General features: G+C 65.3%; 16 protein-coding genes. 11 read left to right on the forward strand and 5 right to left on the reverse strand.

Annotated features, from left to right (window positions below):
• The first annotated feature begins 7 nt into the window (after positions 1 to 7).
• The 9 genes from ACCQ08_RS23865 to ACCQ08_RS23905 all read left to right on the forward strand — a co-directional run bounded on the left by ACCQ08_RS23865 (position 8) and on the right by ACCQ08_RS23905 (position 11,731).
• Positions 8 to 871: a MetQ/NlpA family ABC transporter substrate-binding protein gene (locus ACCQ08_RS23865; protein WP_373451187.1), complete on the forward strand. Its 864-nt coding sequence runs from the start codon at positions 8 to 10 to the stop codon at positions 869 to 871.
• Positions 872 to 921: 50 nt separating this feature from the next.
• Positions 922 to 2,280 (forward strand): LLM class flavin-dependent oxidoreductase, encoded by a 1,359-nt coding sequence (locus tag ACCQ08_RS23870; RefSeq protein ID WP_239809748.1) that lies wholly within the window; start codon positions 922 to 924, stop codon positions 2,278 to 2,280.
• A 24-nt stretch (positions 2,281 to 2,304) separates the two neighbouring features.
• Positions 2,305 to 3,111 (forward strand): MetQ/NlpA family ABC transporter substrate-binding protein, encoded by an 807-nt coding sequence (locus tag ACCQ08_RS23875; RefSeq protein WP_312411682.1) that lies wholly within the window; start codon positions 2,305 to 2,307, stop codon positions 3,109 to 3,111.
• A gap of 26 nt (positions 3,112 to 3,137) precedes the next feature.
• Positions 3,138 to 3,971: a MetQ/NlpA family ABC transporter substrate-binding protein gene (locus tag ACCQ08_RS23880; RefSeq protein ID WP_373451188.1), complete on the forward strand. Its 834-nt coding sequence runs from the start codon at positions 3,138 to 3,140 to the stop codon at positions 3,969 to 3,971.
• Positions 3,968 to 5,242: an acyl-CoA dehydrogenase family protein gene (locus ACCQ08_RS23885; RefSeq protein WP_373451189.1), complete on the forward strand. Its 1,275-nt coding sequence runs from the start codon at positions 3,968 to 3,970 to the stop codon at positions 5,240 to 5,242. The genes ACCQ08_RS23880 and ACCQ08_RS23885 overlap by 4 nt, the downstream gene beginning before the upstream one ends.
• A gap of 184 nt (positions 5,243 to 5,426) precedes the next feature.
• Entirely contained in the window at positions 5,427 to 6,044 is a 618-nt protein-coding gene (locus tag ACCQ08_RS23890) for an NAD(P)H-dependent oxidoreductase (RefSeq protein ID WP_373451190.1), read from the forward strand.
• 249 nt (positions 6,045 to 6,293) lie between these two features.
• Positions 6,294 to 7,445 (forward strand): FMNH2-dependent alkanesulfonate monooxygenase, encoded by a 1,152-nt coding sequence (gene ssuD / locus ACCQ08_RS23895; RefSeq protein ID WP_312411676.1) that lies wholly within the window; start codon positions 6,294 to 6,296, stop codon positions 7,443 to 7,445.
• Positions 7,442 to 8,293, forward strand: a complete 852-nt coding sequence (locus ACCQ08_RS23900; RefSeq protein ID WP_373451191.1) for an amidohydrolase family protein — start codon at positions 7,442 to 7,444, stop codon at positions 8,291 to 8,293. Before ssuD ends, ACCQ08_RS23900 begins: the two co-directional genes overlap by 4 nt.
• A 372-nt stretch (positions 8,294 to 8,665) precedes the next feature.
• The gene (locus tag ACCQ08_RS23905; RefSeq protein WP_373451192.1) at positions 8,666 to 11,731 is read left to right on the forward strand and encodes a DUF5979 domain-containing protein; all 3,066 of its coding nucleotides are present in this window, start codon (positions 8,666 to 8,668) and stop codon (positions 11,729 to 11,731) included.
• 60 nt (positions 11,732 to 11,791) lie between these two features.
• Here the strand turns inward: ACCQ08_RS23905 and ACCQ08_RS23910 are convergent, their stop codons facing one another.
• Positions 11,792 to 12,703 carry a LysR family transcriptional regulator gene (locus tag ACCQ08_RS23910; RefSeq protein WP_239809740.1) on the reverse strand — a complete coding sequence of 304 codons (912 nt, stop codon included), beginning with the start codon at positions 12,701 to 12,703 and terminating at the stop codon, positions 11,792 to 11,794.
• Between the two features lie 143 nt (positions 12,704 to 12,846).
• Between ACCQ08_RS23910 and ACCQ08_RS23915 the strand changes: the two genes are divergently transcribed.
• Positions 12,847 to 13,710 (forward strand): pirin family protein, encoded by an 864-nt coding sequence (locus tag ACCQ08_RS23915; RefSeq protein ID WP_312450734.1) that lies wholly within the window; start codon positions 12,847 to 12,849, stop codon positions 13,708 to 13,710.
• 228 nt (positions 13,711 to 13,938) lie between these two features.
• Here the strand turns inward: ACCQ08_RS23915 and ACCQ08_RS23920 are convergent, their stop codons facing one another.
• From ACCQ08_RS23920 to purE, 4 genes are all read right to left on the reverse strand, one after another.
• Positions 13,939 to 14,931 carry an SGNH/GDSL hydrolase family protein gene (locus ACCQ08_RS23920; protein ID WP_312411661.1) on the reverse strand — a complete coding sequence of 331 codons (993 nt, stop codon included), beginning with the start codon at positions 14,929 to 14,931 and terminating at the stop codon, positions 13,939 to 13,941.
• A gap of 85 nt (positions 14,932 to 15,016) precedes the next feature.
• A complete protein-coding gene (locus ACCQ08_RS23925; protein ID WP_373451193.1) occupies positions 15,017 to 16,015 on the reverse strand; it encodes an L-threonylcarbamoyladenylate synthase in 999 nt (332 codons plus the stop codon).
• 11 nt (positions 16,016 to 16,026) lie between these two features.
• Positions 16,027 to 17,223, reverse strand: coding sequence for a 5-(carboxyamino)imidazole ribonucleotide synthase (locus ACCQ08_RS23930; protein WP_373451194.1), 1,197 nt, complete (start codon positions 17,221 to 17,223; stop codon positions 16,027 to 16,029).
• Positions 17,220 to 17,714 (reverse strand): 5-(carboxyamino)imidazole ribonucleotide mutase, encoded by a 495-nt coding sequence (purE, locus tag ACCQ08_RS23935; protein ID WP_021027607.1) that lies wholly within the window; start codon positions 17,712 to 17,714, stop codon positions 17,220 to 17,222. The genes ACCQ08_RS23930 and purE overlap by 4 nt, the downstream gene beginning before the upstream one ends.
• A 112-nt stretch (positions 17,715 to 17,826) precedes the next feature.
• On the opposite strand from purE, the gene trxA reads away from it, so the two are divergent.
• Positions 17,827 to 18,783: a thioredoxin gene (trxA, locus tag ACCQ08_RS23940; RefSeq protein ID WP_312411648.1), complete on the forward strand. Its 957-nt coding sequence runs from the start codon at positions 17,827 to 17,829 to the stop codon at positions 18,781 to 18,783.
• Positions 18,784 to 18,803 lie beyond the last annotated feature (20 nt).

Here is an 18,803-nt window from a genome sequence, read left to right on the forward strand (position 1 = left end):
CCTCCCCATGTCTCAAAACCCCTCTTCTCCGCTGCCGGGCCAACGCCGGCGTTTTCTGTCCTCGTCGCTGGCAGCGGGTGCCGCGCTCGCCACCGGCGCCTGGCGCAGCAGCGCCCAGGCAGCGGTACCGGCAACGACCAAGGTGCTGAAAGTGGGGGTCACCTCGGGCCCGCATGAGCAGGTGTTCGAGGCCGTCAAAAAAGTGGCCGAGCGTGACTACGGCCTCAAGATCGACATCGTCTCGTTCAGCGACTATGTGATGCCCAATGCGGCGCTGGATGCGGGTGACCTGGATGCCAACAGCTTTCAGCACGGACCGTTCCTGCAGGCGGCGATCCGTGCGCGCGGCTACAAGCTGGCCGGCTTTGGCCGCACCTGGGTGGGCCCGATTGCGCTGTTCTCCAAGCGCTACAAGCGGCTGGACGATGTGCCCGAGGGCGCGCAGATTGCACTGCCCAACGACCCGGCCAATGGCGGGCGTGTGCTGCTGCTGTTGGAGAAGGGCGGCCTCATCAAGCTCAAGCCCGGCATCGACCCGATCAAGGGCGTGTTTGCGTCCGCCCAGGACATCACCGACAACCCGCGCAAGCTGCGCTTTGTCGAGCTCGAATCGCCGATGCTGGTGCGCGCGATGGACGATGTGGAGCTGGCCGCCATCAATGCCGACTATGCCTACAAGGCGGGGCTCAATCCCACGAAGGACTCGCTGCTGGTCGAGGGCGGTGACAGCCCCTATGTCTGCCTGATCGCCGTGCAGGAGAAAAACCGCAATGCGCCCTGGGTGCCGCAGCTGGTCGCGGCCTACCGCACCGACGAGGTGCGCAGCTACATCCAGCAGGCCTTCAACGGCGTGGTCATCCCCTCGTGGTGATGGTGCGCCTGACCTTCCGCGTTCCCTGAGCTTTTTCACCGACACCGGCCATGACTGACAAGAAATACATGCATGTCAACGCGTTCAACATGAACTGCGTGGGACATATCCACCACGGGCTGTGGACGCATCCGCGCGACCAGTCCACCCAGTACCACACGCTCAAGTACTGGACCGACATCGCCCGGCTGCTGGAGAAAGGCCTGTTCGACGGCATCTTCATCGCCGACGTGGTGGGCTACTACGACGTCTACCAGCGTGGGGTGGACCTGACCTTGCGCGAGGCGATCCAGCTGCCGGTGAACAACCCCTGGCTGCTGGTGTCGGCGATGGCGGCGGTGACCGAGCACCTGGGCTTTGGCCTGACCGCCACCGTCAATGCGCACCAGCCCTACACCTTTGCCCGCGATGTGAGCACCCTGGACCAGCTGAGCAACGGCCGCATCGGTTGGAACATCGTCACCGGCTATGTGGACAGCGGCGCGCGCGGCCTGGGCCAGGACGGCCTGGCCGACCATGACAGCCGCTACGACCGTGCCGATGACTTTCTGGCACTGGCCTACAAGTTCTGGGAAGGCAGCTGGGAGGACGGCGCCGTGATCGCCGACAAGGCGCGCCGCATCCACACCCTGCCGGACAAGGTGCACCCCGTTGTGCATGACGGCCCGTTCTACCGCGCCAATGCCATCCACATGAGCGCCCCATCGCCGCAGCGCACGCCGGTGCTGTTCCAGGCCGGCACCTCGCAGCGCGGGCTGCAGTTTGCCGGCCAGCATGGCGAGGGCATCTTTATCGGCGCGCGCACGCCAGAGGCGGCAAGGGATGCCTCGCGCAAGCTGCGTGCCGCTGCCGTGGCCGCCGGGCGCAGGCCCGATGACATCAAGATCTATGTGGGCGCGGCCGTGGTGGTGGCACCCACCCAGGCCGAGGCCGAGGAGAAATATGCCGACTACCTGGCCTATGCCAGCGCCGAAGGGGGCCTGGCGCATTTTGCCGCCAGCACCGGCGTGGATTTTGCGCAGTACGACCTGGACGAGCCCATCGTCTACGGCCAGGGCAATGCCATTCAGTCCGCGGTGCAGGCTGCCCAGCAGCAGGGCCTGACCACGCGGCGCAAGCTGCTCGAACAGTTCAGCCTGGGCAGCCGCTACAACACCATCGTGGGCGACCCGCAGCAGGTGGCCGATGCGCTGGAGCGCTGGATCGATGTCGGCGAGATCGACGGCTTCAACCTGACCCGCATCGTCGTGCCCGAGACCTGGGAGGACTTTGTCAGCCTGGCCGTGCCCGAGTTGCAAAACCGGGGCCGCTACCGCACGCGCTACGAAGAAGGCAGCCTGCGCCACAAGCTGTTTGGCCGTGGCGATGGCCTACCCGCCAACCACCCCGGCGCGCAGCAGCGCCGATGAACACCGAGATTTTTGAAAGTCACCATGAAGTTGTTCCCCGCTTTGACAGCCCTGCTGCTGTCGCTCGCCACCTTGGGTGCCGCCCAGGCCCAGCCACTGCGCATCGGCGTCACGCCCGGCTCGCTCGCCGATTCGGCCCAGATTGCAGCGCGCGAGGCCAAGGCCCAGGGCCTGGATGTGCAGATCGTCGAGTTTACCGACTGGACCCTGCCCAATACCGCGCTGGTCAACCGCGATCTGGACCTGAACTACTACCAGCACCAGGCATTTCTGGACACCTTCAACCGCGAAAACCGCCAGGACCTGCGCGCCGTGGCCGTAGGCTCGCGGGGCAATATCGGCATTTTCTCCAAGCGCTACAAAAGCCTGGACAGCCTGCCCACGGGCGCCAGCGTGGCGCTGGCCAACGACACCTCCAACCAGGCGCGTGCCATCGCGACCTTGCGCGATGCGGGCCTGGTGACCCTGCGCGCCAATGCGCCGCAGCTGGCCCAGATCGACGACATCGCCAGCAACCCCAAGAAGCTCAAGTTCATCGAGGTGGCCGGGCCCCAGCTGGCGCGGGCGCTCGATGATGCCGACATCACCGTCGTCAGCCTGGGTGGCCTGCTGCAGGCCGGCCAGCTGGAGACCGCGCGCCAGGGTCTGTACTACAGCGTGGGGTCCGACGCGTTCTGGGCCATCCACTTTGTGACCCGGGCCGACAACGTCAAGGACGCACGGGTGCGCAAGTTCATCGACATCTACCAGCAATCCCCGGCGGTGCGCCAGCAGATCCATGCCTCGTATGCCAACGAAAGCCGCTTCTACAGCCTGCCCTGGCTGAAGTGATTCCGCTACCTACAGGAAGAAAGACGATGATGACGTTTGCGCTGAAAAAATACCTGCTGGCGCTGGGCGCCGGCGCCGTGGCGGTAGCCAGTGCCGTGGCTGCCCCGCTGAAGATCGGGGTCACGCCCGGCTCGCTGGCCGACTCGGTCCAGGTCGCCGCCAAGGAGGCCCGCCAGGCCGGGCTCGATGTGCAGGTGATCGAGTTCACCGACTGGACCACGCCCAACACCGCGCTGGATGCAGGCGATATCGATATCAACTACTTCCAGCACCAGGCCTTTTTGGACAACGCGATCCGCGACCGGGGCTACAAGATCGAAAGCGTGGGTGTGGGCCTGCTGCCCAATATCGGCCTCTATTCGAAGAAGCATGCGGCGCTGGCCGATATCCCGGCCGGCTCCTCGGTCGGTGTGGCCAACGACCCGGTCAACCAGGCACGGGGCCTGCTGCTGCTGCAAACGGCCGGGCTCATCAGCTTGCGCCCCGGTGTGGGCGCCAAGGCCAGCGTCAATGACATCGTCAGCAACCCACGCAAGCTCAAGCTGCTGGAGGTGGAGGGCCCGCAACTGGTGCGTGCGCTCGATGATGTGGCACTCGCCCAGGGCTATCCGGCCCACCTGGTCAATGCCGGCCAGCGTGAGCTGGCCAGCCGCGCGCTGCTGTACTCCACCGTCGACGACCTGTACTACGCGATCCGCTTTGTGGCCCGCAGTGACCGCAAGCAGGACCCGCGCATTGCGCAGTTCGTGCAGCTCTACCAGGCATCGCCTGCGGTCGCCAAGCAGATCAGCGCCTCGTTTGCCGATGACGCCAAGCTCTATTCGCTGCCCTGGAAGAACACCGCCAAGGCCGCGCCATGACTGCCGCCACATTGACACGCCAGGCGCCCGAGGCGAGCGATGCGAGCCCACCGAGCCTGGCTGAACTGCAGCAGCGCTTTGCGCCGGTGTTTGCACGCATTGCCGAAGGGGCGGCCGAGCGCGAGCACAGCCGCAGCCTGGCCCATGCACCGCTGCAATGGCTGCGGGACAGTGGCTTTACCGCCTTGCGCCTGCCCAGGGCCTGGGGGGGCGGCGGCGCGTCGCTGGAGCAGCTCGTGGCCTTGCTGGTGGACCTGGCTGAGGCTGACCCCAACCTGACCCAGATCCTGCGGCCGCACTTTTTGTTTGTGGACCGCGTGCTCTACCAAGGCACACCCGAGGCGCAGCGCCACTGGCTGCCCTTGGTGGCCCAGGGCGCCACCTTTGGCAATGCAACCACCGAGGTGGGGGAGGGAGCGGTAGGCAGCCTGCAGACCACCTTGCAACCCGACGCGGCGGCGCCCGGCCATTGGCGGCTCGATGGCCAGAAGTTCTACAGCACCGGCAGTCTCTATGCCGACTGGATCAGCGTACTGGCCCGCGCCGTGGTGCCCGGCCAGCCCGACCAGACGGTGCATGCGCTGGTGGCCGGCGATGCGCCTGGTGTGGAGCGGCTCGATGACTGGCGCGGCTTTGGCCAGCGGTTGACCGGATCGGGCACCACGGTGCTGCGCGATGTGCAAGTGCCCGCGCACGCGGTGCTGCAGTTCCGCGCCGGTGAGCCTTCGCCCATCGTGGCCTTTGCGCAGCTGTTCCACCTGGCGAGCCTGGCGGGCATTGCGCGTGCGCTTAGCCGCGACACCGTGGCCTATGTGCAGGCGCGCCGCCGCGTGTTCAGCCATGGCGCAGCGTCACTGCCCAAGGACGATCCGCTGGTGCAGCAGATTGTGGGCCAGCTGGCCAGTACCGCCTACATGAGCGAGCTGGTGGTGCGCGATGTGGCCCAGGCACTGGGCCCGATCCTGCGCAGTGCCGAGGCCGGCCAGCAGCGCGCTGACAAGGCCCGGCTCGATGCGCTGGAGCTGCGTGCCGCGCAGGCCCAGGTGGCCGTGGTGGATGCGGTGCTGCAGGCGGCCACCCGCATGTTCGATGTGGGCGGATCGAGCGCGCTGGCCGAGGGCCTGCGGCTGGACCGCCACTGGCGCAATGCGCGCACCCTGGCCTCGCACAACCCGGTCATCTACAAGGCCAAGTCGGTGGGCGACATGCTGCTCAACGGGGCCGAGCCGGTTTACTTCTGGCAGGTGGGCCTCGCAGCAAAAAACGCATAAGAACATGAGATTTCATTCCTTGGCGTGGCGCAGCGCACTGGTTGTAATGGTGGCCTTGGGACCCTTTGCCACGGCATGCCTTCTGAGGCGCCATCGCCAGCGCACAGGTGTCCTCGACGCTGGAGACAGCGACCCGGATAGGCCGGGCCCTGGCCTCTTGCGCGCCTGAACGACTGGAATGTACATGAGCCGCATCTTGAAAACCGTCATCGTCAATGGCAGCCTGGGCAAGCCTTCGCGCACCCGCAGCCTGCTCGACAGCCTGCATCTGCAACTGGGCCAGACCCTGGGCCAAACGGCCGAGCCAGTGCGTCTGGATGTACGCCATATCGATCTGGTCGATCTGGTGGCCGACATCGGCCCCGTGCTGTACAAGGATGCGCTGTCCGCCCCCGCCCGTGAGGCGCTGGAAGCGATCGAGACGGCGGACTTCCTGATCGTCGGCTCGCCGGTCTACCGAGGCAGCCTGCCGGGTCTGCTCAAGCACCTGTTTGACCTGGTCGACCAGCATGCGCTGCAGGGCACGCCGGTGCTGCTGGCCGCTACTGGCGGCAGCCCGCGCCATTCGCTGGTGCTGGACCACCAGCTGCGCCCGCTGTTCGGATTTTTCTCGGCACTGACCCTGCCGATCGGCGTCTACGCGACGCCCGAAGACATCCAGGGCGGCGTGGTGGTCAGCGAGGCGCTGCACAAGCACATTGCACTGGCCGTGGAGCTGGCCGTGCCGGTGCTCAGCGCCTTGGCGCACAGCCAGCGCAGCAGCCAGCCCGCCTTGCACGCGCTTGAGCGCCAGGCCGCCTAAGCGCCGTTAACCCAAGCCTTGGTACGTCGTTGCCCGCCTTGTCGTACTGCGGTACTGCCTGCGAGGCCTCGTCTTGACCGCCCACCTTGGGTTTGCCGGGCCATGTTGGCGGCGCTGAGAACCCGTTCCAAGCGCAGCCCCCGGCTTGCCCGCCATTGCCACTTGCATGCGTTGCTGGCGGGCTGGCGCGGCATGCCTTGCGGCGTCTGCTGCACGCCCCCTGCCTTGCAGCCTCCCTGAACCTTTGCCATGGCCTCTACTTCATCCCCCCCGGAGCTGTTCTGGTTCCTGCCCACATCCGGCGACACCCGCTACCTGGGTGCCTCGGATTTTGGCCGCCAGCCCACGCCCGAGTACCTGCGCAGCATTGCCACCACCAGTGAGAACCTGGGCTATGACGGGCTGCTGATTCCCACCGGCAGCTCTTGTCTGGACCCCTGGGTGGTGGCATCCAGCCTGGTGCCCGTCACCCAGCGCATCAAGCTGCTGGTGGCGCTGCGCACCTCGCTGGGCATGCCGGTGCCCAGCGCGCGCCAGGCCGCCACGTTGGACCAGGCGCTGGCCGGGCGCCTGCTGCTCAATGTGGTGCCTGGGGGCGATGCCACCGAGCTGGAGGCCGATGGCGTGTTTCTGGCCCATGACGAACGCTATGCCTATGCCGATGAGTTCCTGAGCATCTGGCGGCGCCTGCTGGCCGGCGAGACGGTGGACCACGAGGGCAAGTACTTCAAGGTCAAGCAGGGCAAGAACTTTTTCGAGCCGCTGCAAAAGCCCCATCCGCCTTTGTACTTTGGGGGCTCGTCTGACGCCGCCCATGACCTGGCGGCCAAGCATGTCGATGCCTACCTGACCTGGGGCGAGCCGCCGCAGGCGGTGGCGCGCAAGTTTGCCGATATCCGCGCCCGCGCCGCCGCTGCCGGCCGCCAGCTGCGCCTGGGCGTGCGCCTGCATGTGATCGTGCGCGAGACCAACGAGGAAGCCTGGGCCGATGCCGATCGCCTGATCAGCAAGCTGACCGACGAAGACATTGCGAAAGCGCAGCAGAACTATGCGCGCATGGATTCGGTCGGCCAGGCGCGCATGGCGGCCTTGCATGGCGGCAACCGCCAGAAGCTGGAGGTGGCACCCAACCTCTGGGCCGGTGTGGGCCTGGTGCGTGGCGGTGCCGGCACGGCGCTGGTGGGTGATGCGGCCACGGTGGCCGAGCGCCTGCGCGAATACATGGAGATTGGCGCCGATACCTTTGTGCTGTCGGGCTACCCCCACCTGGAGGAATCGATCCGCTTTGCCGAATTGGTGTTTCCGCTGCTGGGCAAGAAGAGCGTGACTACCGCGCGCTCGCAGACCGGCGGCGCGTTTGATGTTCGTGGTGTTCAACAATGGAAGGAGTCGGCTTCATGAGCCTGCCCGTGATCGATATGCGCTGCCGGCCAGCGTTCCTGCACAACTTTTTTGGCGCCACGCCCGGCTCGCCCGAGCATGACACTGCCCGCTGGCTGAACCGGCGCGTGGGAACGCGCGGCAGCGACAAGCATTTTGAGGAATCGCTGACGCAGGAAGGTTTCCTCCAGGCAGTACGCGATGCGGGCCTGAGCCAGGCCGTGGTGGTGGGGCGGCACACGCCTTCGCAGCACCTGCCCAATGACACCATCCACCAGATCGTGCAGGGCCACCCTGAATTGCTGGGCATTGCTGGGGTGGACCCGGTGCTGCAGGGCGAGCAGGCAGCGCTCGACGAGATCGAGCGCGCCATCAAGGTGCTGGGCCTGCGTGGCATTGACCTGGAGCCAGGCTTTGGTGACCCAGCCCGCCACCCCGATGACCGCGTGTACTGGCCGATCTACGAACGTGCGCAGGCGCTGGGTGTGCCGCTGTTCCTGATGAGCGGCCCCACCACGCCGGACCCGAGCTTCAACGACCCGGCACGCCTGGCCAAGGTGGCGCAGGCCTTTCCCGATCTGCCGCTGGTCGTCTACCACGGCTACTGGCCGCGCGTGCAGGAAGCCATTGGGCTGGCCTTCCGCTACGCCAATGTCTACCTGGTGCCGGACATGTATGTGTTCCAGCCCGGCAGCCAGGCCTATGTGCAGGCGGCCAACCAGTTTCTGGGTGACCAGCTGCTGTTCGGCTCGTCCTACCCCTTCCGCCCCATCCGCCAGAGCATTGACGACTTTCTGGCGCTGGGCTTTGACGAGGCCATGCTGCCCAAGCTGCTGCATGGCAATGCAGCGCGGATTCTGGGGCTCTAGCCGCCTGGCAGACGGCGGCGGTGCTGCCGTCTTTTCTTTGTCCGCACCTTCGCAAAGGCTCCTGGTTCAGGAGCCTTTTGTGCGCCTGGAAGTCCTGTTTTTCCCTGCGTGGATTGTCAACAAAATGTTAATGAATCTACAACAAATGTTTCTTAATGTTTTGTTAACTAAGGCATCGATACATTTTTTAACGTCGTGAAGATAATAACGCCTTTGGTTTTGTGCTGAAAAAATCTGTTCTTTGCTGGGTGGCAAACGCGGTGTCACGTCTCCCAGCAAAGACATTTTTTTCCCAAGCCAATCGATTTTGTCTATTGCTGATAGTTTTTATATTGGTAGATGGGAAAAACAATGACGTATGAAAAATGGTGGATGCGTGCACTTGCTGGTGGCGCCAGGGCCAAGGCAGCCGTGCTGCTGATGGCTGCTTCTCCGCTGTATGCGCTTGCGCAGTCGGCAGACGTCCAGATCACCAAATCCGGCCCTTCCTCGGCCGTGGGTGGTACGCCGGTGACCTATGTGCTGGAGATGGACAACAACGGCCCCAACGCAGCCGATGGTGCCCAGTTCCAGGATGTGCTGCCCGCCGGGCTGACGAATGTCACGGCGCTGTGCACGTTGGCATCGGGCTCTGCGACCTGCCCGACCGATCTGGCAGTGGCCAACGGCGTGGTATCCGGCAGCCTGGGCAGCTTTCCGAACCAGGGCAAGGTGCGCGTGGAGATCCAGGCCCGCTTTGGCGTGACGGGGCCCAGCACCCTGACCAACACAGCCACCATTGCCCCGCCCGCAGCGGTGACGGACCCGGTGCCAGGCTCCAACAGCAGCTCCATCAGCACGGCGATGCGCTATGAGGTGGACCTGGCGGTATCCAAAAAGCAAAGCACCGATACGTACCAGAACGGCGTGCCGCTGACCTACACCATCAGCTTGCGCAACAATGGCGTGGGATCGGCCGATGGCGTAACGCTGTACGACCGGTTGAGCAACAGCTTTATCAGCCACATTGGCGCCAATCTGGTGTTCAACCAATGTACGGCGAGCGGCGGAGCGCAGTGTCCACCCGATGCCAGTTTTCCCAACCGCAGCGGCAGCAACGACTACAGCCCGGTGTTCGATGCCACCGTGCCGGTGTTGCCGCCCGGCGGCGAGGTGGTGGTCACCTACACGATGACCCCCTACCTGGTGCCCAACGCCGCCTGCGGCCGCCGCGCCGGCCAGCTGTTCAACCAGGCTTCGATCCAGCTGCTGGATGGCATGGTGGACACTTCACCGCAGAACAACCAGGAGACGGCCATCTTGCAGGTGCCGGGAACGCCTGACTGCGTGCAGACGGACCTGCAGGTGAGCAAGAGCCAGGATCCGCCGGTGCCGGCCATGGGCGATATGGTCACCTACACCATGGTCCTGACCAATGCCGGTCCGAATGCGGCAGACGGTGCCACGATGGCGGACATCATCCGCACCCATGGAGGTTCGGCCAATTACTTCGACATTGCTGCCCAGTTCGACAGCTGCTTTGCCGAGGGCGGCGCGGTCTGCCCAGCCGATGCGGCCTTTCTGAACCCGACCGGCAATGCCTCGTCCGCGACGCTGTTCAACACCACCGTGCCGGTCTTGCCTGTCAATGGCCGGCTGACCATCATCTACCACGTGCAGACCCGCTTCAACGGCAGCATTCCCTGTGGCCGTAACTTGGGTGGTTTGAACAATGAGTTCTCGGCAAACCCGCCCGACACCATGACCGACCCCAATTACAGTAACAACATGGCGTCGGTGGGCATCCTTGTGCCTGCCACACCTGCCTGCCCCAGTACCGACCTGGCAGTGACCAAGACCCAGAGCTCGCAGGAATACCAGCCCGGTGTGCCGGTGAACTACACGATGACGGTGACCAACAACGGCCCGTCTGCAGTCGATGGTGCGTATATGGCCGATCGCCTGATCCGGTTCGAGCTGGCCAACAGCCTGGACGTGCAGTCTTCGGCCATCAGCTGCACGGCATCCGGTGGCGCCGTGTGCCCGGCGGCTTCGGCCTTTCCTGCGCCGTATTCGGGCAGCCTCAACAGCTATGTCGGCCCCTTCCAGGCGGCGGTGCCGCTGCTGCCCGTGGGTGGGTCGTTGACCATCAGCTACAGCCTGACCTACAACTTCTCGCGGGGCAGCTGCGACTGGCCCTCGGGCTACCTGGTCAATGAGTTTTCTGCCAATCCTGGTGATGGGGTCGAGGAGCGCACGTCTTCGGACAACGTGGCCACCACCACGATGCAGCGGTTCAGCTGCTCGAATGTGTCGGTCAACAAGGCGGTCAACCCGGTGACGGCCACCAGTGGCGCGGCAGTGACCTATACGGTGGACATGCACAATGCCGGCCCCTCGGACACCAGCAATGTGCTGTTCTCTGACCCGCTGCCCGCGGGCGTGGTGTTCAGCGATGCCAGTTGCAGCGTGCTGGTGGCTCCTGCACAATGCGGCGCGTCGGTGAACTATGACCCCGCCACCCGCACGGTCAGCAGCGTGGTGGCATCGCTGGGCAATGGCGGTGCGGTGCAGTTTGTCATCCACACCTCGGCCGGTGACACGCCCGGAACCTATACCAACACCGCCTATGCCGAACTGCCCGCAGGCGTCATCGATCCCATCCTGGCGTCCAACCAGAGCTATGTGAACCTGCAGATTTTTGCACCTACCACGACCAAGACGGTGACCAAGGAGATCGCGGGCCTGCCCGCTGGTCTGCCCCAGGCGATGCGCTTCAGTGGCCGCCTGACCTGCGGCACCCAGCCTGCGCAGACCTGGACCGCGACCGTCGCCGCCGGTGCCACGAGCGGCAGCAGCCCCGCGCTGACGGTGTTCCAGGGGGATAGCTGTACCGCCACCGAGGATACGCCACCGGCAGCGCCTGCCGGCTATGGCTGGAGCGGCGCGCCAGAGATTGCAGAACAGGCTCAGGGCTTTACCGTGACCAACCGCCTGCAGCGCCTGAGTGGCGGTGTGCAGCTGACCAAGCGCATCAGCGGCCCGGCAGCAGGCGCCGCGGCGGTCAATGGCAGCTTTGACTTCTCGCTCGACTGCGGTGCCGACGGTGTGCATACCGCCAGCGTGACCGTGGCCAATGGCCAGGAGGCCAGTGTCCATCTGGCCGATCTGCCTGCCAATGCGGTCTGCACGGTCAGCGAGACGGGCAAGGCCCCAGCACCTGCGGCCTACCAGTGGGGCAACCCGGTATACAGCGCCAACTCGGTCGTGGTGCCCGCAGGTCGTGATGTGGCGCTCAGCGTCACCAACCCGCTGGCGAGCGATGGCAGTGTGGTTGATCCCATCGACGGCAATATCGGCAAACCCCGTGCCGTGCCGGTGGGCAGCCCCTGGGCCTACCTGCTGTTGACCGGCCTGATCGCCGGCCTGGCCATGGCGCGCAGAAAGCGCATGCGCTAAGACGGGACGAGGGCCTGCGCGCCCCGCCGCTGACGCCCAGAAGACCCGTGCCCGGCTGCGTCAGCAGCTGGGCACTCTCGCAAAGGCATCGGCCAAATGGTCGATCAGCGCCCGCACCGCCGGCAGCATGCCCCGGCGGGAGGCAAATACCGCGTGCACTGCCTCCTTGCGTGGCCCCCATTCGGGCAGCACCTTGACGAGGGTGCCTTTCTCCAGCTGCTCGTGCACCATGATCATCGGCAACTGCACGACACCCAGGCCGGCCATGGCCGCGCTGCGCAGTGCCACCATGTCGGTGGTGATCAGGCGCGGCGCATGGGTCACCTGGATGCTGGGCAGGCTGTCGTGTTCGAGCTTCCACACAAACTGCTGCTCGGGCGAGCCCAGCCACAGGCTGGGCCATTGCGACAGATCGGCGGGGCTGCGCACCATGCCCTGGCGTGCGGTCAGGATGGGGCTGGCGACCAGATGCTGGGCATGCACCGACAGCATGCGCACCGACAGGTCGCTGTCTTCCAGCGGCATGGTGCGCACGCGGATCGCCAGGTCAAAGCCCTCGCCAATCACATCGACCGGGCGGTTGGTGGCATCGAGCTGTATCGTCACTTCGGGGTACATGACCATGAAGTCGGTCAGCATGCGCTCGACCAGCTCATGGAGCAAGGTGATGGGGCAGCTCAGCCGCACAACGCCCCGTGGCTGCGACTGCACGGCTTCGATGCTCAGCTGCGCGGCCTCGGCCTCGACCAGCATGGCCTTGCAGTGCTGGTAGTAGGTCTGGCCCAGCTCGGTTACCGCAAACTTGCGCGTGGAGCGCAGCAGCAGGCGCACGCCCAGGCGCTCTTCCAGCAGTGCAATACGGCGGCTGAGCTTGGATTTGGGCATGCCCAGCGCACGCCCGGCGGGCGCAAAGCCGCCGTGGTCGACGACTTGGACGAAATAAAACAGGTCGTTGAGGTCGAATGGCTGCATGGTGCGCTTTGCTGGATGGTCTTTATCGTTCAAGAAATAGAACTATCAAGGCGAATTATGCCGTCTACCGCTTCCAGTGTTTCAACCCCACAATAACAGTACAGCCTTCCGACACCTAGCTCGGAGGCCAGACAGGAATCCCCATGAAAAACGTACTGCATGTCCAAGACGCACCCCGCCAGCACTGGGTTGGCGACGGCTTTCCTGTGCGTTCACTGTTTTCCTACCAAAGCCACGGCAAGGTGCTGAGCCCGTTTTTGCTGCTCGATTTTGCCGGCCCGGCCGACTTTGCGCCGGCCAGCGCACCGCGCGGTGTGGGCCAGCATCCGCACCGGGGCTTTGAGACCGTGACCATCGTCTATGACGGTGAGGTGGCACACCGGGACTCTACCGGCCAGGGCGGCGAGATCGGCCCCGGCGATGTGCAGTGGATGACCGCTGGCGCCGGCATCCTGCACGAGGAGTTCCATTCGCCCGCGTTCACCGCCAAAGGTGGCAAGCTGCGCATGCTGCAGCTGTGGGTCAACCTGCCTGCCAAGGACAAGGGTGCAGCCGCTGGCTACCAGGCCATTGTGCAATCGCAGATCCCTGCGGTGGCCTTGCCCGGTGGCGGCCAGGTACGGGTGATTGCCGGCGACTACCAAGGCCAGCAAGGCCCCGCCAGGACCTTTACGCCGATGCATGTCTGGGATGTGCGTCTGGTGGCCGGTGAAAAGCTGGAGCTGGAGCTGCCCGAGGGCTGGAGCACCGCGCTGGCCATTGTGCAAGGCACCGTGCTGGTCAACGGCAACGATGTGGCGCGCGAGGCGCAGCTGGTGGTGATGGCCCAGGAAGGCCGCAAGCTGACCTTGGAGGCCAATGGCGATGTCGCCTTGCTGCTGATGAGCGGCGAGCCCATCGACGAGCCCATCGTCGGCTACGGCCCGTTTGTGATGAACAGCCAGCAGGAGATCGTGCAGGCAGTCAACGACTTCAACAGCGGCAAGTTTGGCAGCATGCAGGCTTGACCGGCGCGGTTGGCGCTGCCTCGGCCGCGTTGCAGCGGCCATAAAAAATGGACACCTTGGTGTCCATTTTTCGTTGAGCTAGCTAAGAGTCTGGAGGCGCTAGCACGGCCCAGCAAACCGAAGGTTTGCGATTGAGACGAGGCGCGAAGCCGCAGGCAGTACGAACGTACGACAAGGCTAGGCGCCCCCGGCAAAGCAACGACGTATCAAGGGTCGTGGTAGTGACTCTTACCAGTTGGCCTTCATGCGGTCATAGACCCAGTCGCCAAAGCGGCGGTGTGCCTGGGGCGTGTAGTTCACCAGGTCGGAGAACAGGTACTGGTCCACCTTGGACGCATCTGCCAACGTGTCACCGGTGCACAGCGACGAATTGATCTGGTTGACGCCAATGTTCAGGCCATTGGTGGCATCTGCGGTGGTACAGGCTGGCTCGGTGTAGTTGGTGAAGCTGTAGCTGCCGGGGTTGCCGGTCATCGAGTTGAAGTAGTACTGCACGTCGGCGTACAGCACTTGCGTGCCCGACAGGCCATACAAGGCGTTCAGCAGGCCGTTGTTGAAGGCGGTGGTAGCGGCTTCCAGCGTGTTGGATGGTTTGGGGTCGGCGCTGGGCTGCGCGTTGTCCAACGTGGTGGCCCACAGGGTGCGGCCCAGGTTGGGCGTGCCCACGGTCAGCACGCGGGGGGCGCCAGCGGTGTTGAGGCGGCGCACCTGCGCGGCCATCTGCTGGCCCGCAGTGGTCATGTCGGCCAGGTACTGGTCGCGGGTCTTGGTACCGGCGGCGTACTCGTTGTAGCCGGCAATCACGTCGCTCATGCCGCCGCTCATCAGCACAAACTGCTTGCTGGAGAAGGTCGGGTTAGCAGCGAGGTAGCTGTCGATCTGGGCGGTGATGGAGGGGGCATTGGTCACGCCGGTGGCATCGGCCTGGGACACGCGGGCATTGCCATAGGCGTAGGCGGTGCCGCCGTCCTTGGCTGCAGTCAGCGTCAGGTCATAGCGGTAGGCGATTTCACGCGTCCAGTTGTTGTAGCTGCCGTTGCTGACCGAGTAGGGACGGCCATTGGGGTTTTGACCCAGGTCGGACATTGCATCGCCAAAGGTGACGATGCTGTCGGGACGAATCGAGTCCGCGGTTGAGCTAGATCCGCAGGCCGCCAGCATGGCCACCGAGGCACCAGCCACGGCGGTCAACACGGTACGGCGCATCCAATTTGCTGCCATGTGAGTTCTCCAGTAAGTAGAGCGTAGTGTAGCGAGGCTGATCCAGGCCACCAAGGTGATGAGGTAAAGAGAGGTAAAACGCCGTTCAGCCAGCCGCCGCAGCGCGCTGCAGACGGTCGCTGACGCCTTCCCAATCTGCCGAGCCCGGCGGGGTCTCGATCCAGATGAGCTTGGCGCCCCAGTCGTCAAAGTCGCGCAGCAGGCCAAACAGCTCGCGGGCGGCCGCCAGCGGTGCACCGGGCATGGGCTGCAGGCGCAGATGCCGGCTGTCGCTGCGCAGCGGGCTGCGGTGGTAGACGGCGATATGCCGCGCATCCGCGCCCAGCACGTCGAGCGCCGACTGCAGCTGCTTGGCATCCATCAGCCTGACCTTGGCGCTGGGCGCGTAGTGCGCGAGCAAGGTGCCCGAGGCGCGTGGCGTGTCGGCCGTCAGCTCCTGCATCGACAGGGGGCGGGTGCCGCAGGCCCGTTCTATATCGTCGCGCGTGATGGCGCCGGGGCGCAGCAGCACGGGCACGCCACGCGTGCAGTCGACAATGGTCGACTCGATGCCGATGTCGCAGGCGCCGCCATCGAGTACCAGCAGACCATCGCCCAGCTCCGCCGCCACATGGGCGGCCGTAGTGGGGCTGACGCGACCAAAGCGGTTGGCGCTGGGCGCCGAGACGCCCCAGACCGGTGGCTGGAGCTGCTGGCAGGCCCGCAGCACGGCTTGTGCCACCGGGTGCGAGGGGCAGCGCAGACCCACGCTGTCCTGCCCCGCCGTCGAGGCCACGGCTGCACCGGGCAGGCGCGGCAGGATCAAGGTGAGCGGCCCGGGCCAGAACGCATCGATCAGTTGCTGGGCAAACACCGGCACGGCCTTGGCGTAGCGCTGCACACCGGCGGCATCGGCCACATGCACGATCAGCGGGTGATCGGCAGGCCGGCCCTTGGCGCTGAAGATCTGTGCCACGGCTGCATCGTTGTCGCTGTCAGCGGCCAGGCCGTAGACCGTCTCGGTCGGCAGGCCGATCAACTGCCCTGCCTGCAGCGCCAGGGCTGCGGCGCGCACCGAGGCATCGAGCTTTCCATCCAGAATCACGTGTGGTCCTCTTAGAACGCGGCAATGCCGAGGATGGCGGCGGCTTTCAGGGCCGTCTCGCGCACCTGCTCGGGCGTAGCGGCCGTGATGTTCAGGTGGCCCATCTTGCGGCCGCGCTTGGCGTCGACCTTGCCGTACAGGTGCAGGTGGCAGCCGGGCAGGGCCAGCACCTGGTCCCAGGCGGGGGTCTGCGCTTTCTCGCTGTCCTTGAACCACAGGTCGCCCAGCAGGTTCAGCATGATGGCGGCGCTGTGCTGGCGCGGTTGCACCAGCGGCAGGTTGGCCATGCAGCGCACCTGCAGCTCGAACTGGGATACATCCAGCGCGTTCTGGCTGTAATGGCCGCTGTTGTGCGGGCGCGGAGCGATCTCGTTGACGACCAGCTGGCCGCTTTCGAGCACAAAGAACTCCACGCAGAGCACGCCGACATAGTCCAGGCCCTGGGCCACCGACTGGGCGGCGGCAATGGCCTGCTCGGCCTGCGCGGCGGGCAGGTTGCCGGCATAGACCTCGGTCACCGCCAGAATGCCTTCGCGGTGCAGGTTGCGCTGCACCGGCAGGTGCACGATATCGCCGTGGCGGCTGCGCGCGACGATGACCGAGCACTCATGCGCCAGCGGCAGCATCTTCTCGAGCACGCAGGCCACCTGCTTGAGCTCATTCCAGGCTGCGCTCAGTTCTTCGCGGGTCTTGACGCGGATCTGGCCCTTGCCGTCATAGCCCATGCGCGCGGTTTTCAGAATGCCGGGCAGTAGCGCGTCATTGACGGCGGCCAGTTGCTCGGCTGTCTCGATGACGGCGTAGGGCGCGCAGGGCACGCCGCATTGGACGAAATGGGCTTTTTCAGCGGCGCGGTCCTGCGCGATGGCTACGGACGCGCCTGCCGGCGAGACCGGCAGGCTCTGGGCCAGCTGGTTCAGCGCGGCGGCGGGCACGTTCTCGAATTCGGTGGTGACCGCAGCGCACAGGCGCGCCAGCTCGGCCAGGCCTTGTGGGTCTTCATAGCCGCTGCGCACATGGTGGTGGCTGACCAGGCCGGCCGGGCTGGTGGCATCGGCATCGAGCACAGCGGTGAAGTAACCCATCGACTGGGCAGCATGGGCAAACATGCGGCCCAGTTGGCCGCCGCCCAGCACGCCCAGGGTGGCGCCGGGCAAAATCGCTTGGGCCGGGTTGTGCGCCTCGGCGCTGTGGCTGCCGGTGATCATTCGTTCACCGGCAAGGTCATGTTGCGGGCCGCCTCGGTCTGCTCGGCACGGAAGGCATCGAGCTTGGCGCGCAGCGCAGGGTCTTCATTGGCCAGCATGGCCACCGCAAACAGCGCGGCATTGGCAGCGCCGGCCTGGCCAATGGCAAAGGTGGCGACGGGCACGCCCTTGGGCATTTGCACGATGGAGTGCAGCGAATCAACGCCTTGCAGGTGGCGGCTGGCCACCGGCACGCCCAGCACGGGCACCGGGGTTTTAGCGGCTATCATCCCAGGCAGGTGGGCTGCGCCCCCAGCGCCGGCGATGATGGCTTTGAGGCCCCGTTCTACGGCGCTCTCGGCAAAGCGGAACATGTCGTCGGGCATCCGGTGGGCCGAGACCACCTGGGCCTCAAAGGCAATACCGAATTGCTGGAGAATGGCAACTGCGTGCTGCATGGTCTCCCAGTCGCTGCTGGAGCCCATGACCACGCCAACTTGGATGGGTGTCATAGTGTGGGTTGGCGGGTGTCAAAGGGCAAGAATGCCGGCCCCGCGCCAGGATGGAACCCGCCATTTTACTTTTTGCAGTGAAGCTGCCTGATCAACACGGATTTTTAGCGACATGATCGACGTCACCATTGAGAATTTTGAAGCCGAAGTCATCCAGGCCTCCATGCAGGTGCCGGTCCTGGTGGACTTCTGGGCACCTTGGTGCGGTCCCTGCAAAACCCTGGGCCCCTTGCTGGACAAGCTCGAAGCCGATTACGGCGGCCGCTTCAAGCTGGCCAAGATCGATTCCGACCAGGAGCAGCAGCTGGCGGGCATGTTCGGCATCCGCTCGATCCCCACCTGCGTGCTGATGATTGGCGGCAAGCCGGTGGACGGCTTCATGGGCGCCCAGCCGGAGAGCAAGCTGCGCGAGTTTCTGGATAAGCACCTGCCCTCCGAGGCCGCGATGGCGGCCGAAGCGGGCGCCGACGAAGCCCAGCAATTGCTCGACAGCGGCGATGTGCAGGCCGCGCTGCAGATGCTGCAGGAATCGCTGGCGGCCGACCCCAGCAATGACGATGCCCGGTTTGACTACGCGCGGCTGCTAATCCAGACCGGCGCCGTGTCCGAGGCAGAGGCCCAGATCGAAGAGCCGCTCAAGCGCATCCAGCAGCCGCTGCGCTTTGTGGCGCTCAAGGCCTGGGCCCAGGCGATCCGCTTTGTGCACGAGGACGACCGGGGCGATTGGCCGCTGGAGCAGTTCGACGCAGCCATTGCCGCCAACAAGCGCGATTTCGACACCCGCTTTGCGAAGGCGCAAGCACTGATGGCCGAAGGCCAGTGGACTGCCAGCATGGACGAGCTGCTGGAGATCATCATGCGCGACAAAACCTGGAACGACCAGGCGGCGCGCAAGCTGTTTGTCGCCATCCTGGAGCTGCTGACCCCGCCCAAGCCCAAGGCCAACGATGCCGTGCCCGGCACCACCGCTGGCGGCATTGCGCTGACTGGCAAGGCCAGCAAGCAGGAAGACGAAGTGGGCGCGCTGCTGAGCAGCTACCGCCGCCGCCTGAGCATGGCGCTGAACTGAGTAGGGGCTACCTGGACGCC

The organism is Comamonas sp. SY3, assembly GCF_041730275.1.
In the GTDB taxonomy this organism is placed as follows: Bacteria; Pseudomonadota; Gammaproteobacteria; order Burkholderiales; family Burkholderiaceae_C; genus Comamonas; species Comamonas sediminis.

Coding starts and splice junctions, on each gene's coding strand:
- ACCQ08_RS23865 (WP_373451187.1), top strand. CDS start 8: ATGTCTCAAAACCCCTCTTCTCCGCTGCCGGGCCAACGCCGGCGTTTT.
- ACCQ08_RS23870 (WP_239809748.1), top strand. CDS start 922: ATGACTGACAAGAAATACATGCATGTCAACGCGTTCAACATGAACTGC.
- ACCQ08_RS23875 (WP_312411682.1), top strand. CDS start 2,305: ATGAAGTTGTTCCCCGCTTTGACAGCCCTGCTGCTGTCGCTCGCCACC.
- ACCQ08_RS23880 (WP_373451188.1), top strand. CDS start 3,138: ATGATGACGTTTGCGCTGAAAAAATACCTGCTGGCGCTGGGCGCCGGC.
- ACCQ08_RS23885 (WP_373451189.1), top strand. CDS start 3,968: ATGACTGCCGCCACATTGACACGCCAGGCGCCCGAGGCGAGCGATGCG.
- ACCQ08_RS23890 (WP_373451190.1), top strand. CDS start 5,427: ATGAGCCGCATCTTGAAAACCGTCATCGTCAATGGCAGCCTGGGCAAG.
- ssuD (WP_312411676.1), top strand. CDS start 6,294: ATGGCCTCTACTTCATCCCCCCCGGAGCTGTTCTGGTTCCTGCCCACA.
- ACCQ08_RS23900 (WP_373451191.1), top strand. CDS start 7,442: ATGAGCCTGCCCGTGATCGATATGCGCTGCCGGCCAGCGTTCCTGCAC.
- ACCQ08_RS23905 (WP_373451192.1), top strand. CDS start 8,666: ATGCGTGCACTTGCTGGTGGCGCCAGGGCCAAGGCAGCCGTGCTGCTG.
- ACCQ08_RS23910 (WP_239809740.1), bottom strand. CDS start 12,703: ATGCAGCCATTCGACCTCAACGACCTGTTTTATTTCGTCCAAGTCGTC.
- ACCQ08_RS23915 (WP_312450734.1), top strand. CDS start 12,847: ATGAAAAACGTACTGCATGTCCAAGACGCACCCCGCCAGCACTGGGTT.
- ACCQ08_RS23920 (WP_312411661.1), bottom strand. CDS start 14,931: ATGGCAGCAAATTGGATGCGCCGTACCGTGTTGACCGCCGTGGCTGGT.
- ACCQ08_RS23930 (WP_373451194.1), bottom strand. CDS start 17,223: ATGATCACCGGCAGCCACAGCGCCGAGGCGCACAACCCGGCCCAAGCG.
- purE (WP_021027607.1), bottom strand. CDS start 17,714: ATGACACCCATCCAAGTTGGCGTGGTCATGGGCTCCAGCAGCGACTGG.
- trxA (WP_312411648.1), top strand. CDS start 17,827: ATGATCGACGTCACCATTGAGAATTTTGAAGCCGAAGTCATCCAGGCC.